This window comes from Streptosporangium roseum DSM 43021 (assembly GCF_000024865.1).
Classification (GTDB): Bacteria; Actinomycetota; Actinomycetes; order Streptosporangiales; family Streptosporangiaceae; genus Streptosporangium; species Streptosporangium roseum.
This window is the reverse complement of the sequence record NC_013595.1, coordinates 10286014-10305611: the sequence shown is the minus strand read 5'-3', so window position 1 is coordinate 10305611 and position 19598 is coordinate 10286014. Positions and strand designations below refer to the sequence as shown.

At 69.8% G+C, this 19598-nt stretch carries 22 protein-coding genes; 12 read left to right on the top strand and 10 right to left on the bottom strand.

The annotated features are described in order from the left end of the window. Positions 1–219: 219 nt before the first annotated feature. The 7 genes from rpsF to SROS_RS45155 all read left to right on the top strand — a co-directional run bounded on the left by rpsF (position 220) and on the right by SROS_RS45155 (position 4768). Positions 220–510: a 30S ribosomal protein S6 gene (gene rpsF, locus SROS_RS45185; protein WP_012895701.1), complete on the top strand. Its 291-nt coding sequence runs from the start codon at positions 220–222 to the stop codon at positions 508–510. 77 nt (positions 511–587) lie between these two features. After that, positions 588–1163: a single-stranded DNA-binding protein gene (locus SROS_RS45180; protein ID WP_012895700.1), complete on the top strand. Its 576-nt coding sequence runs from the start codon at positions 588–590 to the stop codon at positions 1161–1163. Between the two features lie 122 nt (positions 1164–1285). Beyond that, positions 1286–1522 (top strand): 30S ribosomal protein S18, encoded by a 237-nt coding sequence (rpsR, locus tag SROS_RS45175; RefSeq protein WP_012895699.1) that lies wholly within the window; start codon positions 1286–1288, stop codon positions 1520–1522. A 13-nt stretch (positions 1523–1535) separates the two neighbouring features. Then, positions 1536–1982, top strand: a complete 447-nt coding sequence (rplI, locus tag SROS_RS45170; RefSeq protein WP_012895698.1) for a 50S ribosomal protein L9 — start codon at positions 1536–1538, stop codon at positions 1980–1982. Positions 1983–2114: 132 nt separating this feature from the next. Continuing rightward, a complete protein-coding gene (locus SROS_RS45165; RefSeq protein ID WP_012895697.1) occupies positions 2115–2975 on the top strand; it encodes an ABC transporter substrate-binding protein in 861 nt (286 codons plus the stop codon). A 91-nt stretch (positions 2976–3066) separates the two neighbouring features. Continuing rightward, positions 3067–3915, top strand: a complete 849-nt coding sequence (locus SROS_RS45160; protein ID WP_012895696.1) for an amino acid ABC transporter permease — start codon at positions 3067–3069, stop codon at positions 3913–3915. Between the two features lie 109 nt (positions 3916–4024). Continuing rightward, a complete protein-coding gene (locus SROS_RS45155) occupies positions 4025–4768 on the top strand; it encodes an amino acid ABC transporter ATP-binding protein (RefSeq protein WP_012895695.1) in 744 nt (247 codons plus the stop codon). 4 nt (positions 4769–4772) lie between these two features. Here SROS_RS45155 and SROS_RS45150 read toward each other — a convergent pair whose 3' ends face one another. Together SROS_RS45150 and SROS_RS45145 are read right to left on the bottom strand one after the other, a co-directional pair. Continuing rightward, a complete protein-coding gene (locus SROS_RS45150) occupies positions 4773–6305 on the bottom strand; it encodes an amino acid permease (protein ID WP_012895694.1) in 1533 nt (510 codons plus the stop codon). A 111-nt stretch (positions 6306–6416) separates the two neighbouring features. After that, positions 6417–7727 (bottom strand): MATE family efflux transporter, encoded by a 1311-nt coding sequence (locus tag SROS_RS45145; protein ID WP_012895693.1) that lies wholly within the window; start codon positions 7725–7727, stop codon positions 6417–6419. Between the two features lie 338 nt (positions 7728–8065). Here SROS_RS45145 and dnaB point away from each other — a divergent pair, with 338 nt between their 5' ends. Beyond that, positions 8066–9421, top strand: coding sequence for a replicative DNA helicase (gene dnaB, locus SROS_RS45140; RefSeq protein WP_012895692.1), 1356 nt, complete (start codon positions 8066–8068; stop codon positions 9419–9421). On the opposite strand, the gene SROS_RS45135 is transcribed toward dnaB, so the two are convergent. Beyond that, on the bottom strand, positions 9418–9636 hold the full coding sequence (locus SROS_RS45135) for a hypothetical protein (protein ID WP_012895691.1): 219 nt from the start codon (positions 9634–9636) through the stop codon (positions 9418–9420). The genes dnaB and SROS_RS45135 overlap by 4 nt on opposite strands. Positions 9637–9827: 191 nt before the next feature. Between SROS_RS45135 and SROS_RS45130 the strand changes: the two genes are divergently transcribed. Next, positions 9828–10445: a DedA family protein gene (locus tag SROS_RS45130; protein ID WP_012895690.1), complete on the top strand. Its 618-nt coding sequence runs from the start codon at positions 9828–9830 to the stop codon at positions 10443–10445. A 476-nt stretch (positions 10446–10921) separates the two neighbouring features. On the opposite strand, the gene argG is transcribed toward SROS_RS45130, so the two are convergent. The 3 genes from argG to SROS_RS45115 all read right to left on the bottom strand — a co-directional run bounded on the left by argG (position 10922) and on the right by SROS_RS45115 (position 13997). Continuing rightward, positions 10922–12370, bottom strand: coding sequence for an argininosuccinate synthase (gene argG, locus SROS_RS45125; RefSeq protein WP_012895688.1), 1449 nt, complete (start codon positions 12368–12370; stop codon positions 10922–10924). A gap of 182 nt (positions 12371–12552) precedes the next feature. Beyond that, on the bottom strand, positions 12553–13065 hold the full coding sequence (locus tag SROS_RS45120) for an anthrone oxygenase family protein (RefSeq protein WP_012895687.1): 513 nt from the start codon (positions 13063–13065) through the stop codon (positions 12553–12555). Positions 13066–13160: 95 nt separating this feature from the next. Then, on the bottom strand, positions 13161–13997 hold the full coding sequence (locus tag SROS_RS45115) for an NAD(P)H-binding protein (protein WP_012895686.1): 837 nt from the start codon (positions 13995–13997) through the stop codon (positions 13161–13163). Positions 13998–14079: 82 nt separating this feature from the next. Here SROS_RS45115 and SROS_RS45110 point away from each other — a divergent pair, with 82 nt between their 5' ends. Then, the gene (locus SROS_RS45110) at positions 14080–15009 is read left to right on the top strand and encodes an AraC family transcriptional regulator (protein WP_012895685.1); all 930 of its coding nucleotides are present in this window, start codon (positions 14080–14082) and stop codon (positions 15007–15009) included. 36 nt (positions 15010–15045) lie between these two features. On the opposite strand, the gene SROS_RS45105 is transcribed toward SROS_RS45110, so the two are convergent. Then, on the bottom strand, positions 15046–15765 hold the full coding sequence (locus SROS_RS45105; RefSeq protein WP_245564523.1) for a phosphodiesterase: 720 nt from the start codon (positions 15763–15765) through the stop codon (positions 15046–15048). A gap of 113 nt (positions 15766–15878) precedes the next feature. Next, positions 15879–16814 carry an NADP-dependent oxidoreductase gene (locus SROS_RS45100; protein WP_012895683.1) on the bottom strand — a complete coding sequence of 312 codons (936 nt, stop codon included), beginning with the start codon at positions 16812–16814 and terminating at the stop codon, positions 15879–15881. A gap of 104 nt (positions 16815–16918) precedes the next feature. Between SROS_RS45100 and SROS_RS45095 the strand changes: the two genes are divergently transcribed. Next, entirely contained in the window at positions 16919–17317 is a 399-nt protein-coding gene (locus tag SROS_RS45095; RefSeq protein ID WP_012895682.1) for a winged helix-turn-helix transcriptional regulator, read from the top strand. Here SROS_RS45095 and SROS_RS45090 read toward each other — a convergent pair. Then, positions 17314–17775 carry an Lrp/AsnC family transcriptional regulator gene (locus SROS_RS45090; RefSeq protein WP_012895681.1) on the bottom strand — a complete coding sequence of 154 codons (462 nt, stop codon included), beginning with the start codon at positions 17773–17775 and terminating at the stop codon, positions 17314–17316. The genes SROS_RS45095 and SROS_RS45090 overlap by 4 nt on opposite strands. Positions 17776–17881: 106 nt before the next feature. On the opposite strand from SROS_RS45090, the gene SROS_RS45085 reads away from it, so the two are divergent. Beyond that, positions 17882–18781, top strand: coding sequence for an SMP-30/gluconolactonase/LRE family protein (locus SROS_RS45085; protein WP_012895680.1), 900 nt, complete (start codon positions 17882–17884; stop codon positions 18779–18781). A 46-nt stretch (positions 18782–18827) separates the two neighbouring features. Here the strand turns inward: SROS_RS45085 and SROS_RS45080 are convergent, their stop codons facing one another. After that, positions 18828–19580 (bottom strand): SDR family NAD(P)-dependent oxidoreductase, encoded by a 753-nt coding sequence (locus SROS_RS45080; RefSeq protein ID WP_012895679.1) that lies wholly within the window; start codon positions 19578–19580, stop codon positions 18828–18830. Positions 19581–19598 lie beyond the last annotated feature (18 nt).

Sequence of the window (19598 nt, the reverse complement as noted above, 5' to 3'; positions counted from 1 at the left end):
CTCACCACCCCCGTCCTCCCATGGTAGGGAGGTTCCCGGCGAGGTGACGGCCCAACCCTTGACCGGCTGGTAGGCTGGCACGGCTACGTTTCATGGGCGTGTTATGACCCGCCCTCCACCACGGCCGCCGAAATGGGCGACCGCGGTGAAGACGTCAGCGTCCTCCTGTCACGGCACGGTGTCGTGACCGCAAGAGTCCAGAGGAGGTTGGAAGCCAGCATGCGTCGTTACGAAATGATGGTCATTCTCGACCCTTCGCTCGATGAGCGTACGGTGGCCCCTTCCCTCGACCAGTTCCTCACGGTCGTCCGCAATGACGGCGGCAGCGTGGAGAAGGTCGACGTGTGGGGTCGTCGTCGGCTGTCCTACGACATCGACAAGAAGCCCGAGGGCATCTACGCCGTCATCGACCTGACCGCTGAGCCCGCCACGGTCAAGGAGCTCGACCGGCAGATGAACCTCAACGAGGGCATCCTGCGGACCAAGGTCCTCCGTCCGGACGTGCACTAACCCCCGGCATTTTGTCGGGCGGCAGCCGTACTCTGAGCCGATAACCAGCTAAGGCCGCAGGAAGGGCAGCGCTAGCCATGGCAGCAGGCGACACCACCATCACCATCGTCGGCAACCTCGTCGACGATCCGGAGCTGCGGTTCACCCCTACGGGGCAGGCTGTGGCCCGGTTCCGCATCGCATCCACTCCGCGGTTTCTGGACAAGACGACCAACGAGTGGAAAGACGGCGAAGGCCTCTTCCTGACCTGCAACGTCTGGCGACAGGCGGCGGAGAACGTCGCCGAGAGCCTCCAGCGCGGCATGCGGGTCATCGTTCAGGGACGGCTCCGCCAGCGGTCTTACGAGACCAAGGAAGGCGAGAAGCGCACCGTCTACGAGGTCGAGGTCGACGAGGTCGGCCCCTCCCTGAAGAACGCGACCGCCAAGGTCAACAAGACCGCCCGTCAGGGCGGCGGTGGCGGCGGCTTCGGCGGCGGCCCGGCCAACGACCCGTGGGCCTCCGCGGCGCCCGCCGCCCCCCAGGGCGGCGGATTCGGCGGCGGTAACAACTACGGCGGCGGTGGCGGTGGCGGCGGCAACTTCGGTGGCGGCCAGCAGCAGGGTGGCGGCAACTTCGGTGGCGGCGACTTCAGCGACGAACCGCCCTTCTAGGTCGATCCTTCCAGGTCGGTACGGCCGTCCTCCGGGACGGCCGAAGATCGCATCCTGAAATCCAGTCCATATCCGCAGCGACCATTCCCGCCTCACGGCGGGGCTCTGAAAGGAGCACCACGATGGCCAAGCCGGCACTGCGCAAGCCTAAGAAGAAGGTTTGCCTGTTCTGCCATGACAAGATCTCCTACGTCGACTACAAGGACACGGCGCTGCTTCGGAAGTTCATCTCCGACCGCGGCAAGATCCGTGCCCGCCGGGTGACGGGCAACTGCACCCAGCACCAGCGTGACGTGGCGACCGCTATCAAGAACGCTCGTGAGATGGCGCTCCTGCCGTACATGAGCACCGCGCGCTAAGGAGGTCGGACAGATGAAGCTCATTCTCACCAGTGAGGTCACCGGCCTCGGCGCCCCCGGCGACATCGTCGAGGTCAAGAGCGGCTACGGCCGCAACTACCTGCTCCCCCGCGGCTTCGCGATCCTGTGGACGCGCGGCGGCGAGAAGCAGATCTCCTCGATCAAGAAGGCTCGCGACGCCCGCGAGATCCGCGACCTGGGCACCGCCCAGGAGGTCGCGGGCCAGCTCAAGTCCCTGAAGGTGGTCCTGAAGACGAAGGCCGGCGACTCCGGCCGTCTCTTCGGCTCCATCACCACGGGCGACGTCGCCGATGCCGTCAAGGCCGCCGGCGGCCCCCTGCTCGACCGCCGTCGCATCGAGATCGCGCCCGCGATCAAGAGCCTCGGCTCCCACCGGGTCAGCGTCAAGCTGCACCCGGAGGTCTCCGCGGCCCTCGACATCGAGGTTGTCGCGGCCTGACCGGTCACGCATCATGAGGGCTCTTCTCCGTCCGCGGGGGAGAGCCCTCATCCGTATGGCGAGACGGTGTCACTCGGGGTCACCGCACATACGTAGAATTCGTGAGTCGTTGCTTGATTCTGGAGGTTTGTCATGGTCCGTCCTTCGATGCTGCTCGCGCTCGGCGCCCTCGCGGTGGCCGCCGTAGCATGTGCGCCGGCCTCGGAAACGGCGGTCAAGGCAGCCCCCTCCGCCCCGGCCACCTGCGCCAAGGACCAGCTCACGCTGAAGACCCCGGGCAAGCTGACCATCGGCACCGACAAGCCCGCCTACGAGCCGTGGTTCAAGGACGACGACCCGGCCAACGGCAAGGGCTTCGAGAGCGCGGTGGCCCACGCCGTCGCCAAGCAGCTCGGCTTCGAGAGCGGCGAGGTGGCCTGGGCCACGGTGAAGTTCGACACCGCGTTCGCCCCCGGCGCCAAGCAGTTCGACTTCGACCTCAACCAGGTCTCCGTGACCCCTGACCGGGCCAAGGTCGTCGACTTCAGCAAGGGCTACTACACGGTCAAGCAGGCCGTGGTCGCGCTGGACGGCTCCAAGGCCGCCTCCGCGACGGACCTGGCCGCCCTCAAGGACGCCAAGATCGGCGTGCAGGTCGGCACCACCTCGCTGCAGGCGGTCAAGGACGTCATCAAGCCGGCGGCCGAGCCGAACGTCTACAACGAGCAGATCGACGCGGTGAACGCGCTGAAGAACAAGCAGGTCGACGCGGTGGTGGTGGACCTGCCCACCGCCTTCTACGTGACCGCCGCCCAGGTCGAGAACTCCAAGATCGTCGGCCAGTTCGGCGCCGCCTCCGGCACGCCCGAGGTCTTCGGCGCGGTCTTCGAGAAGGGCAGCCCGCTGGTGGGCTGCGTGAACGAGGCGATCGACAAGCTGACCTCCTCCGGCGAGCTCGCCAAGATCGAGACCGAATGGCTCGGCTCGGCCGCGGGTGCCCCGGAGCTGAAGTGACCGGGACGGGCGCACCGGCCACCGGCATGTCCCCGGCGCGGGCGGCGTTCCACGGACGGGACGCCGTCACCCGGCGGAGAACGGTGATCGCGTGACGGCCCACGCGGCCTGGGTGAAGAGCGAGCGGCAGGCGGAGCGGGAGCGACTCCGAAGGCAGAGGTCGATCCGGTCGAGTTCGATCGCGACCGCCTCGACGATCCTGCTGATCGTCCTGCTCGTCTGGCTCTTCACCAACTCGCCCGGCTGGCCCCGGGTCCAGGAGACGTTCTTCAACCCCGAGCAGTTCGTGAAGGCGCTGCCGGACGTTCTGAGCGGCTTCCTGCTGAACATCAAGATCTTCCTGATCGCCGAGCCGCTGATCCTGATCGTGGGCCTGCTGGTCGCGCTGGCGCGCAACCTCAAGGCACCGGTGTTCTTCCCGCTGCGTGCCCTCGCGGTGGCCTACACCGATGTCTTCCGCGGCGTGCCCACGATCCTGGTCATCTACCTCGTCGGCTTCGGCCTGCCCGCGCTCGGCCTGCAGGGCATGCCGACGGATCTGGCGACGCTGGGCGTCATCGCGCTCACCCTGTCCTACGGGGCCTACGTGGCGGAGGTGTTCCGGGCGGGCATCGACTCGGTGCATCCGAGCCAGTGGGCCGCGGCCCGCTCCCTCGGGCTGAGCCACGGCAGGACCATGCGGTACGTGGTGGTGCCGCAGGCCGCGCGCCGGGTGGTGCCGCCGCTGCTCAACGACTTCGTCTCGCTGCAGAAGGACACCGCGCTGGTCGCCACGATCGGCCCGCTGGAGGCCCTGCGCCAGGCGCAGATCCACGCCGCCAGCACCTTCAACTACACGCCCTATCTGGCGGCGGCGCTGCTGTTCATCCTGCTCACCATCCCCATGGCCCGCTTCACCGACTACCTGGCGGCCCGCTCGCAGCGGCGGCGGGGCCAGTGAGCGCGCGCGCCGGACGGGCCGGCGGGTACGGCGGTGGGTACGGCGCGCGGCCCGGCGGGCACGACGGCCCCGGTTCACGGCCCGGCGAGCCGCCAGTCGAGGAGAACCCATGAGCCTGCTGACCATCGAGGGCGTCTGGAAGAACTACCACGGCCACAGCGTGCTGCGCGGTGTCGACCTGTCGGTCGAGGCGCACGAGGTGGTCTGCCTGATCGGCGCCTCCGGCTCGGGCAAGTCCACGCTGCTGCGCTGCGTGAACCTGCTGGAGACCGTGGACGACGGTGTGATCTACCTGGACGGCGACGAGATCACCGACGTCCGGGTCGACGCCGACGAGGCGCGCAGGCGCATGGGCATCGTGTTCCAGGCCTTCAACCTCTTCCCGCACATGACCGTGCTGGACAACATCACGCTGGCCCCGCGCAAGGTGCACAGGGTCGGCCGCGGACAGGCCGAGAAGGAGGCCCGCGAGCTGCTGGCCAGGTTCGGCCTGGCGGACAAGGCCGGGGCCTACCCCGACCGGCTCTCCGGCGGTCAGCAGCAGCGCGTCGCCATCATCCGGGCCCTCGCCACCCGGCCCAGCCTGATGCTGCTGGACGAGGTCACCTCGGCGCTGGACCCGGCCCTGGTCAAGGAGGTGCTTGAGATCATCCGGGAGCTCAAGGCGGGCGGGATGACCATGATCCTGACCACCCACGAGATGGGCTTCTGCCGGGAGATCGCCGACACCGTCTGCTTCCTGGACGGCGGAGTGCTCCTGGAACGCGGCACCCCCGAGCAGATCTTCACCGATCCCCGGGAGCCCCGGACCCGGGAGTTCCTGCGGAGCGTGCTCGACAGCCGGCGGCTGTAGGGTCTCAGCGGCGGTGCCGGCCGCGGGTCTCGGCGCCGAGGGGGGCGGCCGCCGGCCGGACTCCGGCGAGCACGCTGTTGCGCCTGCCGTACAGCAGGTAGACCAGCATGCCGAGGGCCATCCAGGCGGCGAAGTACAGCCAGGTGATGACCTGCAGGTTCACCAGCAGCCACAGGCAGGCGAGGATCGAGGCGATCGGCACGCCGGGGGAGAGCGGGACCCGGAAGCCGCGGGGCAGGTCCGGCATCGTCCGCCGCATCCTGATCACCCCGGCGGCCACGGCGATGAAGACGAACAGGGTGCCGATCACGACCAGCGGTTCGAGCGTCAGCACCGGTACGAACTCGGCCAGCAGGATCGCCACCCCGCCGATGAGCAGGGTGACCCTGGTCGGGCTGTGGTAGCTCCGGTTGATCCTGGCCAGCGAGCGGGGGAACAGCCCGTCCCGGGCCATGGCGAACATCACCCGGGTCAGGCCGACGAGCAGCACCAGGACGACCGTGGTGAGGCCGAGGACCGCGCCGATGTTGATGATGTGCGCCATGAAGCCCTCCTCCGCCTGGCGGAAGGCGTTGGCGAGCGGAGCCTTGGAGCTCATCTTGTCGTAGGGGGTCATGCCGACCATCACCAGCGCGACCGCGATGTAGATGATCGTGGTGATCACCAGGCTGCGGATGATGCCCTTCGGGATCGACCGGGGGGCGTCCTCGGCCTCCTCGGCCGCGGTGGCCACGATGTCGAACCCGATGTAGGCGAAGGCGATGACCGCCGAGGCGGCGAAGATGCCGAACCAGCCGAACGCGCCCGTCTGGCCGAACAGGACGCCGAGCAGCGGGGAGTTCAGGGTGTCGTCGGCCGGCCCGGCGGGGACCGCCGGGACGGGGATGGTGGAGAGGTTCCGCTGGTCGAAGTGGGCGGCGCCGACCACGATGACCGCGCCGACGGCCAGCAGCTTGGCGACCACGATGATCCACAGGGTGCGCAGGCCGACCCGGGCGCCCAGCGCCACCACGGCCGTCAGCACCACCAGGATGAACAGCGCGAACAGGTCGAACCCCTCGGCCTGGCCGGTGATCTTCGCCAGGAGGTCCGGGAGGCGCACGCCGAGGTCGGCGAGCATCTGGGCGGCGTAGAGGGACCAGGCGCGGGCCACCACCGCGGTGGCGAGCAGCAGCTCCATCACCAGCGCCCAGCCGACGAGCCAGGCCCACACCTCACCGAAGATGACGTAGGTGAAGGTGTAGGCGCTGCCCGAGGTCGGCATGGCCGACGACAGCTCGGCGAAGCAGAAGGCCACGAGCAGGCTGGTGATACCGGCGATCATGAAGGAGAGGATCACGCCGGGGCCGGCCATGGTGGCCGCCTGCCGGCCGGCGACGCTGAAGATGCCCGCACCGATCATGACACCGACGCCCAGGACGACGAGGTCCGTACGGCCGTAGGCCTTGGGGAGACCGTGGCGCGCGCCGGTCCATCGGTTCGTGACCTCGGTGGGCGGCAGGCGGCGTAAGATCGATAAGGATGTACCTTCGGGCACGGCGCAACCCAATCATCATGGGTGGAACACCTTCATAGCGGACGTGTTCACAGTGCCGCAGGGGGTTGCGTCGTACAAGAGGTAGCCGATCACGTGGTGGACACCGCCAGATCACGCACCGATCACCAACCACGCCCTGCCGTACGCGCGCGTTCCCAGAGTGACCAGCCGGGCCGTCATCCACACCCCCAGCGCCAGCCAGAGCGCGGTCAGGCCGCCGCCGGCGAGGACCACCAGCAGCGCGGCGGGCAGGTAGGCGAGCGTCGTCCACATGCTCGCCCAGGCGAGATAGCGCTGGTCGCCGGCGCCGATCAGCACCCCGTCCAGGACGAAGACCACCCCGGCGATCGGCTGCAGGGCCGCGATCACCCACATCAGGTCGAGCAGCTCCCCGGCCATCGCCGGACCGGCGTCGAACAGACCGGGCACGAACGGCCTGGCCACGACCACGGCGAGCCCCAGCACCACGCCCGAGCCGATCCCCCACATGACCATCCGCCAGGTCGCCGTCCGGGTCCCGGCGACGTCACCCGCGCCCAGGGTGCGGCCGGTGATGGCCTGCCCGGCGATGGCGATCGCGTCCAGGGCGAAGGCCAGCAGGGTCCAGATCCTGACGGCGACCGTGTGCGCCTCGATCTGGTCGTCCCCCATGCGGGTGGCCACGGTCGCCGCGATGGTCATCACCACCTGCATGCACGCCGTACGGATGACCAGGGCGACCCCGGCGGAGCCCGCGGCCCTGATGCCCGCCAGATCCGGCCTGAGCGGCGCTCTGTGCCGCCCGAAGACCAGGACGAGATAGACCGCGGCGGCGAGCGACTGGGCCAGCACCGTGCCCCAGGCCGAGCCCGCGACACCCCAGCCCATGCCCAGGACGAACACCAGGTTGAGCACCGCGTTGAGCGCGAAGGAGCCGACGGACACCAGCAGCGGGGTCGCGGTGTCCTGCATGCCGCGCAGCACGCCGGTCCCGGCCAGGACGAGCAGCATGGCCGGGACGCCCAGCAGGCTGATCCGCAGGTAGGTCACCGCCTGCCGGGCGAGCTCGCCCTCGGCGCCGATCAGGTGGACGAGCGAGGGCGCGAGCGGCCACACCACCGCGATGATCGCCAGGCCGACCCCGGCGGCCAGCCAGAGGCCGTCCACCCCCTGCCGCATCGCCCGCCGGGTGTTGCCCGCGCCGATCTGCCGGGCCACCGCCGCCGTCGTGCCGTAGGCCAGGAACACGCACAATCCCACCAGGACACTCAGCACGGTGCTCGCCACCCCCAGCGCGCCGAGCGCGGGGGCGGGCAGGTGGCTGACGATGACGGAGTCCGTCAGCAGGAACAGCGGCTCGGCGACCAGTGCTCCGAAGGCCGGTACGGCCAGCCGGAGGATCTGCCTGTCATGTTCGCGGCCGGCTCTGGGGGTAAGAGGCACCCATCTATTGTGCCTCTTACCTGTGGGTCGGCTCCCCTAGGGATCAACGGGACGGGACATGCCATGTGAGCATAGTCTCGGCGTGTCGTCCCAACTTTCTTTCCTCCACAGGCAGTGGATGACGTTTTTGCTGGTCAGGCGGCCCTGTGGGCCTACAGAAAAGAGTTATCCACAGAACTGTCCCCAGGCTGCCCCCGCCCCTGGGGAAGAACTGGCCACCTTATCCACACCCCTGTCTACAGGTCGCGTTGCCACTTGGTCCGGGGAGCGAGGAAACTGTCAGACTGGGCGGCTAAAAATGGGGATAGCGTAACTGTGTTCGAAAGAGGGGGTGTGCGGTGAGCATCGCGGAGCCACCGGTCTTCGAGCCGGGATTCGAGCGCACCCCACCGAACAACATCGAGGCGGAGCAGTCCGTCCTCGGTGGCATGCTGCTGTCCAAGGACGCCATCGCCGACGTCGTCGAGATCCTGCGCTCCGACGACTTCTACCGTCCGGCCCACCAGATCATCTACGACATCATCACCGACCTCTACGGCCGGGGCGACCCCGCCGACGCCGTCACCATCTTCGACGAGCTGCAGAAGCGCGGCGAGGTCGCCCGGGTCGGCGGCGGCGCTTACCTCCACACCCTGACCGCCGTCGTGCCCACCGCGGCCAACGCCGGCTACTACGCGCGGATCGTCCGCGAGCAGGCCATCCTCCGCCGGCTGATCGAGGCCGGCACCCGCATCGTCTCCTTCGGGTACGGCGGGCAGGACGAGGAGGTCGACGACCTCGTCGACCGCGCCCAGGCCGAGATCTACAAGGTCACCGAGCGCCGCACCTCCGAGGACTACGTCCCCCTGGCCGACATCATGCCCGGCGCCCTCGACGAGCTGGAGGCCATCGGCGGCCGGGGCGGCCAGATGGTCGGCGTCCCCACGGGCTTCCAGGACCTCGACTCCCTCACCAACGGCCTCCACCCCGGCCAGATGATCGTCGTAGCCGCCCGCCCGGCCATCGGCAAGTCGACTTTGGGGCTGGATTTCGCCAGATCTGCCGCTATCAAGCACGGTATGACCACTGTCGTGTTCTCGCTGGAAATGTCGCGTAATGAGATCACGATGCGTCTGCTGTCCGCCGAGGCTCGGGTGGCGCTGCACAACATGCGTTCGGGCACCATGACCGACGACGACTGGGCCAAGCTGGCCCGGCGGATGGGCGAGGTGGCCGAGGCGCCGCTGTTCATCGACGACTCGCCCAACATGTCGATGATGGAGATCCGGGCCAAGTGCCGCCGTCTCAAGCAGCGCAACGACCTGCGCTTCGTCATCATCGACTACCTGCAGCTCATGTCCTCGCCGAAGAAGACCGAGAGCCGCCAGAACGAGGTCTCCGAGATCTCCCGGGCCATCAAGCTCCTCGCCAAGGAGCTGGAGGTCCCGGTCATCGCGATCTCCCAGCTCAACCGTGGTCCCGAGCAGCGGACCGACAAGCGCCCCATGGTCAGCGACCTCCGCGAATCGGGCAGCATCGAGCAGGACGCCGACATGGTCATCCTGCTCCACAGGGAAGACGCGTACGAGCGTGAGTCGCCCCGTGCGGGCGAGGCCGACCTGATCGTGGCCAAGCACCGTAACGGCCCCACCGCCACGGTCACAGTGGCCTTCCAGGGCCACTACAGCCGCTTCGTCGACATGGCTCCCCACTAGAGCCTGTCCTGCGGGGGCCCGTTCTCCGTGGCCGGTTCCCATCGGCCGTGGACACCGGGGCGGACGAAGATCTGATGCTCGTCGATCAGCCCGAGCTCGGTACTGGGGCGGACGAAGATCTGGTGCTCGTCGATCAGCCCGAGCTCGGCGAGGAACCCGGCGAGGGTGCTGCCGCCGAACAGCGGCAGGTCGGCGCGGGCTCCGGAGCTGTTCACGAGTGGCTGGACCTGCGGCAGGCAGGCGGATGCACTGATCGTTTCCCGTGAGCGGGATGATCGTTTCCCGCGTGTGACGGCCTCTCGAACGGCATGCGTTGTCCCCTGAGACCGGCTGAGGTTTTCCGCACCCTCGAAACGGCCATGAGCCTCATGGTGGCCATACCCTGATCATTCCTAGTCTCTTGGACATGACGGAATGGCTGGTTGAACTGATGGAAGCCCTCGGCGCGCCGGGGGCCGGGATCGCGATCGCGCTGGAGAACCTCTTCCCGCCCCTCCCGAGCGAGGTGATCCTGCCGCTGGCCGGCTTCGCCGCCTCCCAGGGCGAGATGGACCTGCTCGGCGTGCTGCTGTGGACGACCGCCGGTTCGGTGATCGGGGCGCTGGCGCTGTACTGGGTGGGCGCGTTGCTCGGCCGTGAGCGCACGCTGGCCCTGGCCGCCTGGATCCCGCTGCTGAAGGTCTCCGACATCGCCAAGACCGAAGCGTGGTTCCTCAAGCACGGGCGCAAGACGGTGTTCTTCGGCCGGATGATCCCGATCTTCCGTAGCTTGATCTCCGTTCCCGCCGGGGTGGAGCGCATGCCCCTGGGGGTCTTCACGCTGCTGACCACGGCCGGCAGCCTCATCTGGAACACGATCTTCGTGTTGGCCGGCTACGCCCTGGGTGAGAACTGGTCGCTGGTGGAGACCTACGTCGGCATGGGCACCAACGCGGTCATCGCCACCGTGCTGCTGGCTGTGCTGGTCTTCGCGGGCGTGCGGCTGGGTGAACGGCGCAAGGGGCGGCATGCGCTTCGCGGTTGAGAGCGCAAGGGGCGGCATGCGCTTCGCGGTCAGGAAACGCCGGAACCGGCTGTGGCAGCGCACCACGCGCGGATACAGTCAGCCGCGGTCGAACACGTGAGCGATAACCAGGCTCGCGCCTTTGGCCGTCACTCACCGCCGGGAGGGCGGAGCCCGCGTCACCCGGAACGGGATCGCGGGCTGGGGCGTGGAAACCCGCGTAAACGGGGCCGGAAGGTGAACCGCCAAGCAACAGCGTCGCGACCGTGCGCAGAGCCGCACGGTTGGGATGGCTGGAATCCCCCGGATTCATCCGTGGGGAGCGCTTCAAGAACACCGCGAGCTGTGCGAGACCGTTGGAATCGGCCCCTGAGGTCTCCGTCGAAGCCGGAACGCTTCACTTGGGGTGCGGCCGGAATACGAGCGAAGAGACTGTCATGGACAGTCTCTTCGCTCGTATTCCGGCCCCGGTCGCCAGGCGAGCCGATGTGGTCCCGTCAGTCGGTGCCGGACTCCATCGCGGCGCGGTCGAGCATCGCGTCTTCATCGGAGACCGTGCCGCGTGAGGCGATGGCCTCGGCGCCGCCCTGCGGCATCGCGCCGATCAGTCCGGTCGAGGCCGCCTGGGCGGCACCGATGAGCGCGGGGTGGGTGGTGCCGACCATGCCGAGGCTGGCGTACTGCTCAAGCTTGGCGCGCGAGTCGGCGATGTCGAGGTTGCGCATGGTGAGCTGGCCGATCCGGTCCACCGGACCGAACGCCGAGTCCTCGGTGCGCTCCATCGACAGCTTGTCCGGGTGGTAGCTGAAGGCCGGGCCGGAGGTGTCCAGGATCGAGTAGTCCTCACCGCGCCGCAGCCGCAGCGTCACCTCGCCGATGACCGCCGTGCCGACCCAGCGCTGCAGCGACTCGCGCAGCATCAGCGCCTGCGGGTCGAGCCAGCGGCCCTCGTACATCAGCCGGCCGAGCCGCCGTCCCTCGTTGTGGTAGCTCGCCAGGGTGTCCTCGTTGTGGATCGCGTTGACCAGCCGTTCGTACGCCGCGTGCAGCAACGCCATCCCGGGGGCCTCGTAGATGCCGCGGCTCTTGGCCTCGATCACCCGGTTCTCGATCTGGTCCGACATGCCCATGCCATGCCGTCCGCCGATCGTGTTCGCCTCCATCACCAGGTCGACCGGGGTGGCGAACTCCTTGCCGTTGATCGTCACCGGGCGGCCCTGGTCGAAGCCGATGGTCACGTCCTCGGTCGCGATCTCGACCGCGGGGTCCCAGAACCGCACGCCCATGATCGGGTCCACGGTCTCGATACCGGTGTCGAGGTGCTCCAGGGTCTTGGCCTCGTGGGTGGCGCCCCAGATGTTGGCGTCGGTCGAGTAGGCCTTCTCGGTGCTGTCACGGTAGGGCAGGTCGTGGGCGAGCAGCCACTCCGACATCTCCTTGCGGCCGCCGAGCTCGGACACGAAGTCCGCGTCCAGCCAGGGCTTGTAGATGCGCAGGTGGGGGTTTGCGAGCAGGCCGTACCGGTAGAACCGCTCGATGTCGTTGCCCTTGAACGTCGAGCCGTCGCCCCAGATCTGTACGTCGTCCTCGATCATCGCCCGGACCAGCAGGGTCCCGGTGACGGCACGGCCGAGCGGCGTGGTGTTGAAGTAGGTGCGCCCGGCCGAGCGGATGTGGAACGCGCCGCAGGTGAGCGCGGCCAGGCCCTCCTCGACCAGTGCCGCGCGGCAGTCGACCAGGCGCGCGACCTCGGCACCGTACGCCAGCGCGCGGCCGGGCACCGAGGCGATGTCGGGCTCGTCGTACTGGCCGATGTCGGCGGTGTAGGTGCACGGGACGGCACCCTTGTCGCGCATCCACGCGACGGCGACCGAGGTGTCGAGGCCGCCCGAGAAGGCGATGCCGACGCGTTCGCCGGTCGGCAGGGAGGTGAGAACCTTGGACATGAGACAAGAGTATGCATTGCGGCGCATGATCATGCAAAACTTTGATGGGCTCGCCCGAGATTTGGCGGCTCATGACGCGTTTCTTGACGGCATTCCGGCCCTGGTCCCGTGATTCCGGCCCCGGTTCCATGATTCCGGCCCCCGGTCCCGTGGGGGGCCGGGGGCGATGACGGGGAGGGGGCCTATGCCCCGGAGGAGGTGATGCCGCCGTGGAGCACCAGGGCCCAGACGAGGCAGCCGAACGCGGCGGTGGACGTCAGCGCGCGGATGAGGTTCCAGCGGTTCCACGTCGCCTCGAATGCCTCGCGCACCGCCGCGAGGTCGGTGATGCCGTCGGGCTCTCCGGCCGCGGCGAGCTGGTTGTTGAGCGGCACGTTGACGGCGGCGGTGATGGCGAACGTCATCCCGTACAGCACGAGGGCGGCCACGATCCAGGGCAGCACGGAGCGGCCGTCCCCGCGCAGGTGAAGCGCTCCCGCCAGGGCGATCAGCGCCAGCGCGCCCATGAAGGGGATGAGGAACCAGCCGTTGAGGATCTTCACGTTGATCCACTGCATCGCGCTGACGAAGGTCCGGTCGTCCGTCCGGCCCAGGCCGAGCATGACCGCGCAGCTGAACGCGTAGAACAGGCCCGCGATGAGCCCCGTGGTCAGTGTGGACGCGACCAGTGCGGTGCTCCGGAACAACTCGAACATCCCATCCTCCGTTACGGAAATCCAATGTGCTGTGGTCACGGACACCGGGCGTGCCCCCGTGGGATCCCGCCCGGTGTCCGTGGACTGCGGGTCTCTCAGCCGTTCCAGACGCCGGTGGCCGCCGCGTCCCGCGCGTAGTCGGCGAAATCCCGGGGCTCCCTGCCCAGGACGCGCCGGACGCCGTCGGTCAGATGGGCGTTGCGGCCGTCCAGGACCTTGGTGAACAGCTCGGTCAGCATCGTTGCCTCCTCGGCCGGTACGCCGTGCTCCACGAGCGCGTCCGCGTACTCTTCGGCGGAGACCGGTACGTACCGTACCTCCCGGTCTGCCGCCTTGGCGATCTCTCCGGCGGCGTCGGCGAAGGTCAGCAGCCGGGGGCCGGTCAGCTCATATATCCGGCCCGCGTGCCCGTCCTGGGTCAGCGCCGCGACCGCGACGTCCGCGATGTCCTCGACGTCGACGAACGGCTCCGCCACGTTCCCGGCGGGCAGCGCCACCACGCCGCTGAGCACCGGCTCCAGCAGGTAGTGCTCGCTGAAGTTCTGGTTGAACCAGCTCGCCCGCAGGATCGTCCACTCGGCGCCGGACTCCTGGACCGTCCGCTCGCAGGCCCGGGCCTCTTCCTCGCCCCGGCCGGACAGCAGGACGAGCCGCCGGACGCCGCTGCCGGCCGCCAGCGCGGCGAAGGAGCCGATCGAGGCGGCGGCACCGGGGGCGGCCAGGTCCGGGTAGTACGTCACGTACACCGACTCAACGTCCCACAGCGCGGGTGCCCACGTGGCCCGGTCCTCCCAGTCGAACGGGGGCGTGCCCGAGCGGGAGCCGGCCCGCACCGGCAGGCCGCGAGCGGCGAGCCGCTCCACCACGCGGCGGCCGGTCTTGCCCGTTCCGCCGAGGACCAGCGTCGTTCCCTGTCGCGTGTTCTCTGTCATGCCACAAGTGAAGCGCCGATGGGATGAGACGGTCCATGGCCGAAAGTCGCAAAACCATGTTTATGCGTCTAAGGTCAAGCATATGGACGTACTCGCGGGTCTCCTGGACGGGCCGAGGGCCCGAGGAGCGTTCCTGCTGCGATCGATCTTGAACCCGCCCTGGTCCCTGCGGATCCAGGACCGGGCGCCGCTCACCCTGGTGGCCATGATGCGGGGCCAGGCGTGGGTGATCCCCGACCACGGTGACGCGGTGCGGCTGCATCCCGGGGACGTCGCGATCATGCGCGGCCCGGATCCGTACACGGTCGCCGACGACCCGGCCACCCCGCCCCAGGTGGTGATCCAGCCCGGGCAGCACTGCACCACCCCGGAGGGTGAGCCCCTGGCCCAGGAGATGGCTCTGGGCGTCCGCACCTGGGGCAACAGCCCGGACGGCTCGACGATGATGATCACCGGCACCTACCAGATGCACGGAGAGATCAGCCGGCGGCTGCTCGCGGCGCTGCCCGCGCTGCTGGTCCTGCCCGAGGACGCCTGGGACTGCCCGCTGATCCCGCTGCTCGGCGACGAGATCGTCAAGGATGAGCCGGGCCAGGAGGCCGTGCTCGACCGGCTGCTCGACCTGCTGCTCATCGCGGTCCTGCGGGCCTGGTTCTCCCGCCCGGAGGCGGAGGCCCCGGCCTGGTACCGCGCCCACAGCGACCCCGTGGTGGGCCGGGCCCTGCGGATGCTCCACAACAACCCGGCCCACCCCTGGACCGTGGCCGCGCTGGCGGCCGGGACCGGAGTCTCCCGCGCGTCGCTGGCGCGTCGCTTCACCGATCTGGTCGGCGAGTCGCCCATGGCGTTCCTCACCGGCTGGCGGCTGGCCATGGCCGCCGACCTGCTCCGCGAGACCGACGCCACCATCGGCGCGGTGGCCCGGCAGGTCGGCTACGGCAGCTCCTTCGCGCTCAGCACCGCCTTCAAACGCGTGCTCGGGGTCAGCCCGCAGGAGCACCGCGCCATGTGAGGGCGCGGGAGGGCCGGGCCGCCTCGCCGTACGGGGTCAGCGGACCAGGCGCATGTGGGTGGTGAGGCGGCCGTCGTCGAAGACGTGCATGGCGATCTGGGGCGGGAGGTCGAAGTCGCGGGGGTCCGGCGAGGCGTACTCCTGGGGGAGCAGCGCGGTGGAGACGACCCCCGGGGCGACGATCAGGGGCAGGCCGGCGAAGGTGGTGCTCGCCGGGGTGTGGGCGTGACCGGCCAGCACGGCGACCACCTGGGGGTGCCGCCGCAGGACCCCCTCCAGCCGCTCCGGCTCCCGGAGCCCGATGGTGTCCACGTAGGGGATGCCCAGCGCCACCGCCGGGTGGTGCATGCCCACGATGACCGGGGTGGCGGGGGACTCGGCGAGCACGGCCTCCAGCCAGGCGATCGTCTCGTCCTCCAGGACACCCTCCGGCCGTCCGGGGATGCTGGAGTCGCACAGGGCCACGGTCAGGCCGTCGAGCCGCAGGACCTGGTTGACCGGGCCGTCGCCGTCCTGGCCGAGAAGGACCTCGCGGAAGGCCGGGCGGACGTCGTGGTTGCCCGGGCAGAGCACCGTCGGGTAACGCGAGGTCAGCAGCTCGCGTGCGGTTCCGTACTCCTCGGCCGTGCCGTGGTCGGCGATGTCGCCGGTCACGATGACGGCGTCCAGCGGGCCCGGCAGCTCCTCCAGGTGTCGCATGACGGCCCGCGCCCGCTCGACGCTGCGGGGGGAGCCGCCGATATGAATGTCACTCACATGCGCCAGTGTCAGCATGCTCCACAGGGTGGCACGCGCCGCGCTCCTCCCGCTCGCCCGGTACGGCCCACCGGGGCCGTACGGGACGGGACGTCAAAGGGCGGATCGGGATGTCAGGGGAGCAGGACGAGGCGCCCGCGGAGGCCGCCCGCGGCGAGGCGCTCGTGGGCGGCCGCGGCCTCGGCGAGCGGGAGGGCGCCGGCCACCCTGAGGGTCAGCCGGCCCTCGTCCGCCAGCCGGGCGAGCTCGGCCAGCCGGGCCCCGTCGGCGCGGATCCAGACGTTGGCCACCCGGGTGCCGCGCAGCGGGACGGGCGCCGCGCCGCCGAGCACGGCCACGAGGGAGCCGCCGTTGCGCACCGCGGTGAGCGTGGCCGTGCCGACCGCGGCGGCGTCGATCGCGCCGTGCGTCCCACCCGGCACCAGCTCCCGTACGGCGGAGCCCAGCTCGGCGTCGCGGGGTACGAAGAACTCCGCGCCGAGGCTCCGGACGAGCTCCTCGTCCCCGGCACCCGCCACGGCGACCACCCGGAGCCCGCGTGTCACGGCCAGCTCGACGGCGTAGCCGCCCACCCCGCCCGCCGCCCCGGTCACCAGCAGGGTCTGGCCCGTGGTCAGGCCGGCGAGGTCCAGGGCCTGGTCGGCGGTGAGGCCGTTGAGTGGAAGCGTGGCCGCCTGCTCCGGGGTGGCGCGGGCGGGCGCGGGGGCCACCGCGCCGGCGTCCAGCACGATCTGCTCGGCGTAGGCGCCGAGGGGGAGGTCGAGCCGGTCGGCCAGGCCGATCACCCGGTCGCCCGGGGCGAACCCGGTGACCCCGGCGCCGATCTCCTCGACCACCCCGGCCACGTCCCAGCCGACCCCGTGGACCTCGCGCCGCTCCGCCAGGCCGGCCTCGACGAGCAGTCCGGTCCGGACCGCCACGTCGACGGGGTTGACGCCCGCCGCCTCCACCCTTATCCGCACCTGACCGGCGCCCGTCCCGGGGACCGGCACCTCCTCGATCTCCAGGACCTCGGGTCCGCCGAACGAACGGACCACCACTGCGCGCATCGCCGCCTCCATGACTTCTGATCGGATGGCAACGAACCTATGGAGTGTTACTCTCTATCGGGAAGTACGTACCTGGAAGTGCGTACCGCACCGGAAGGGGCGCCATGGCCACCGAGACGGCCGCACAGCGGCGAGACGGCGCGCGGGCCGCCTATGACGCCTACCTGGCGGCCTGCCCGGCCAGGGAACTGCTCGACACGATCAGCGACAAGTGGGTCAGCCTGATCCTGAACGCGCTGTCGGACGGACCGCTGCGCTACAGCGACCTGGGCCGGGTCATCGCCGGTGTCAGCCAGAAGATGCTCACCCAGACCCTGCGCGGCATGGAGCGCGACGGCCTGGTCTCCCGCACGGTCACCCCTTCGGTGCCGGTCCGCGTCGACTACGCCCTCACCGATCTCGGCCGCGGGCTCCAGCCGGTCATGCTGGCCATCAAGACATGGGCCGAGAGCAACATCGAGCGGGTCCACGGCGCCCGCCAGGCCTACGACAGCCGGTCCTAGCCGCGCGGGCTGTCGCCCCGGGGGTCGAGGGGGCGTTCGAAGAAGGTCTCCAGCACGACCACGGTCCGGGTGCCGGTGACCCCGGGGACCTCGTACAGGCGCCTGAGCACGGCCTGCAGGTCCTCGGTGCTGGAGGTGCGCACCTTGACCAGCAGGGTCGCGGCCCCGGCGACGATGTGGGCCTCCTCGATCCAGGGCAGCGCGGCGAGCGCGGCGGCGGTCTCCTCGCCGCCCATCCACGCGTTGGCGTCGATCATCACGAAGGCCGCCACGCCCTTGCCGACTGCAGCCGGATCGACGTCCACCGAGGTCCGCCTGATCACGCCACGCAGGCGGAGCTTGCGCACGCGCTCGTGGGTGGCCCCGCTGGACAGGCCCACGGCCTCGCCGAGCGCGGCGTAGGACTGGGTGGCGTCGGCCTGGAGCAGGGCGAGGAGTTCGCGGTCGATGTTGTCCACGATGGTTCATCGTAGCGCCGAACATCAATCGAAGAACGCGGGGATTGACCGAATGCCATACTGTCCTCTTAGGTAAAGACAGAATGAGATCCTAAGGATGGGGACGATGGAGACGATCGAAGCGCGTTTCGAGACGCTGGACGACCGGTTCAAGGCCTGCCGGGGTGACGATCGCGTCGAACGGCTCCACACGGGTTGCCGCTGGGCCGAGGGCCCGGCCTACTTCCCGGCGGGCCGTTTCCTGGTCTGGAGCGACATCCCCAACGACCGGATGCTCCGCTGGGACGAGATGACCGGCGCGGTCGGCCCGTTCCGGCAGCCCGCCGGCTACACCAACGGCCACACCGTCGACCGCGAGGGGCGGCTGGTCTCCTGCGAGCAGGGCAACCGCCGGGTCACCAGGACCGAGCACGACGGCTCCGTCACGGTGATCGCCGACCGCTGGGAGGGCAGGCGGCTCAACAGCCCCAACGACGTGGTGGTGAAGTCGGACGGGTCGATCTGGTTCACCGACCCGTCCTACGGGATCGACACCGACTACGAGGGCCACCGCGCGGAGAGCGAGATCGGGGCCTGCCACGTCTACCGCGTGGACCCGGCCACCGGGGAGGTCCGGGCAGTGGCCGAGGACTTCGTCCGCCCCAACGGGCTGGCCTTCTCCACCGACGAGTCCACGCTCTACGTCGTCGACACCAGGATCAACCACATCCGGGCGTTCGGCGTGAACGAGGACGGCACGCTCTCGGGCGGACAGGTGCTCGCCACCTGCGACTCGGGCGTCTTCGACGGCATCCGTGTGGACACCGCCGGACGGATCTGGGCCGCGGCCGGGGACGGCGTGCACTGCTTCGACCCCGACGGCACGCTGATCGGCAAGATCCACATTCCCGAGACCGTGTCCAACCTCTGCTTCGGCGGCCTCAAGCGCAACCAGCTGTTCATCACGGCCACGGCCTCGGTCTACACCATCCTGCTCACCGTGAACGGCGCCGCCCGGCCCTCGTAGGCCGGAGCCGGACGGCGGGGGGCGCCGGCCGCGAGGTGGCGCGGGGTCAGGCCGTGGAGCCGCCGTCCACCACGATGTCGCTGCCGACGACGAAGCCGGCGTCCTCGGAGGCGAGCCAGAGGACGGTGCCGGTGATCTCGTCGAGGGAGCCGACCCGGCCGATCGGGAGCTGCCCCTTCACGCGGGCCGCCCGGTCGGCCTCCGTCTCGCCCGGGCGCATGGACATCGAGGTGTCGTGCGGGCCGGGGCTGATCGCGTTGATCCGGATGCCCCGGCCGATGTACTCCAGCGCCGCGGTGCGCGTCAGCGCCGTCACCCCGGCCTTGGACGCGGCGTAGGCGCCGAATCCGGGGATGCGCTTGTGCGTCCCGATCTGCGAGCTGAAGTTGACGATGACCCCGCCGCCGGCGGCCAGCATCGCCGGGATCTGGTGCTTCATCGACAGGAAGATCCCGTTCAGGTTGATGTCGATCACCTGGGCGAAGTCGTCCTCGGGCTGGTCGGCGACCTGGCCCATGGCGAGCACGCCGGCGTTGTTGATCGCGATGTCCAGCCTGCCGTACCGCTCCACGATCCGGCCCACCAGGCCGGCGACCGAGGCGGAGTCGGAGACGTCCACGGTCAGCGCGGCGGCCCGGCCGCCCTCGGCCTCGATCAGCTTCACGGTCTGGTCGAGCGCCTCCTGCCCCCGCGCGGCCACCACCACCTGCGCGCCCCGGCGGGCAAACCCCTGCGCGACGGCCCGGCCGATGCCCGACCCGCCCCCGGTCACCAGAACTACCTTGTCCTGAAATTTCATGACTGCTCCAAAAAATAG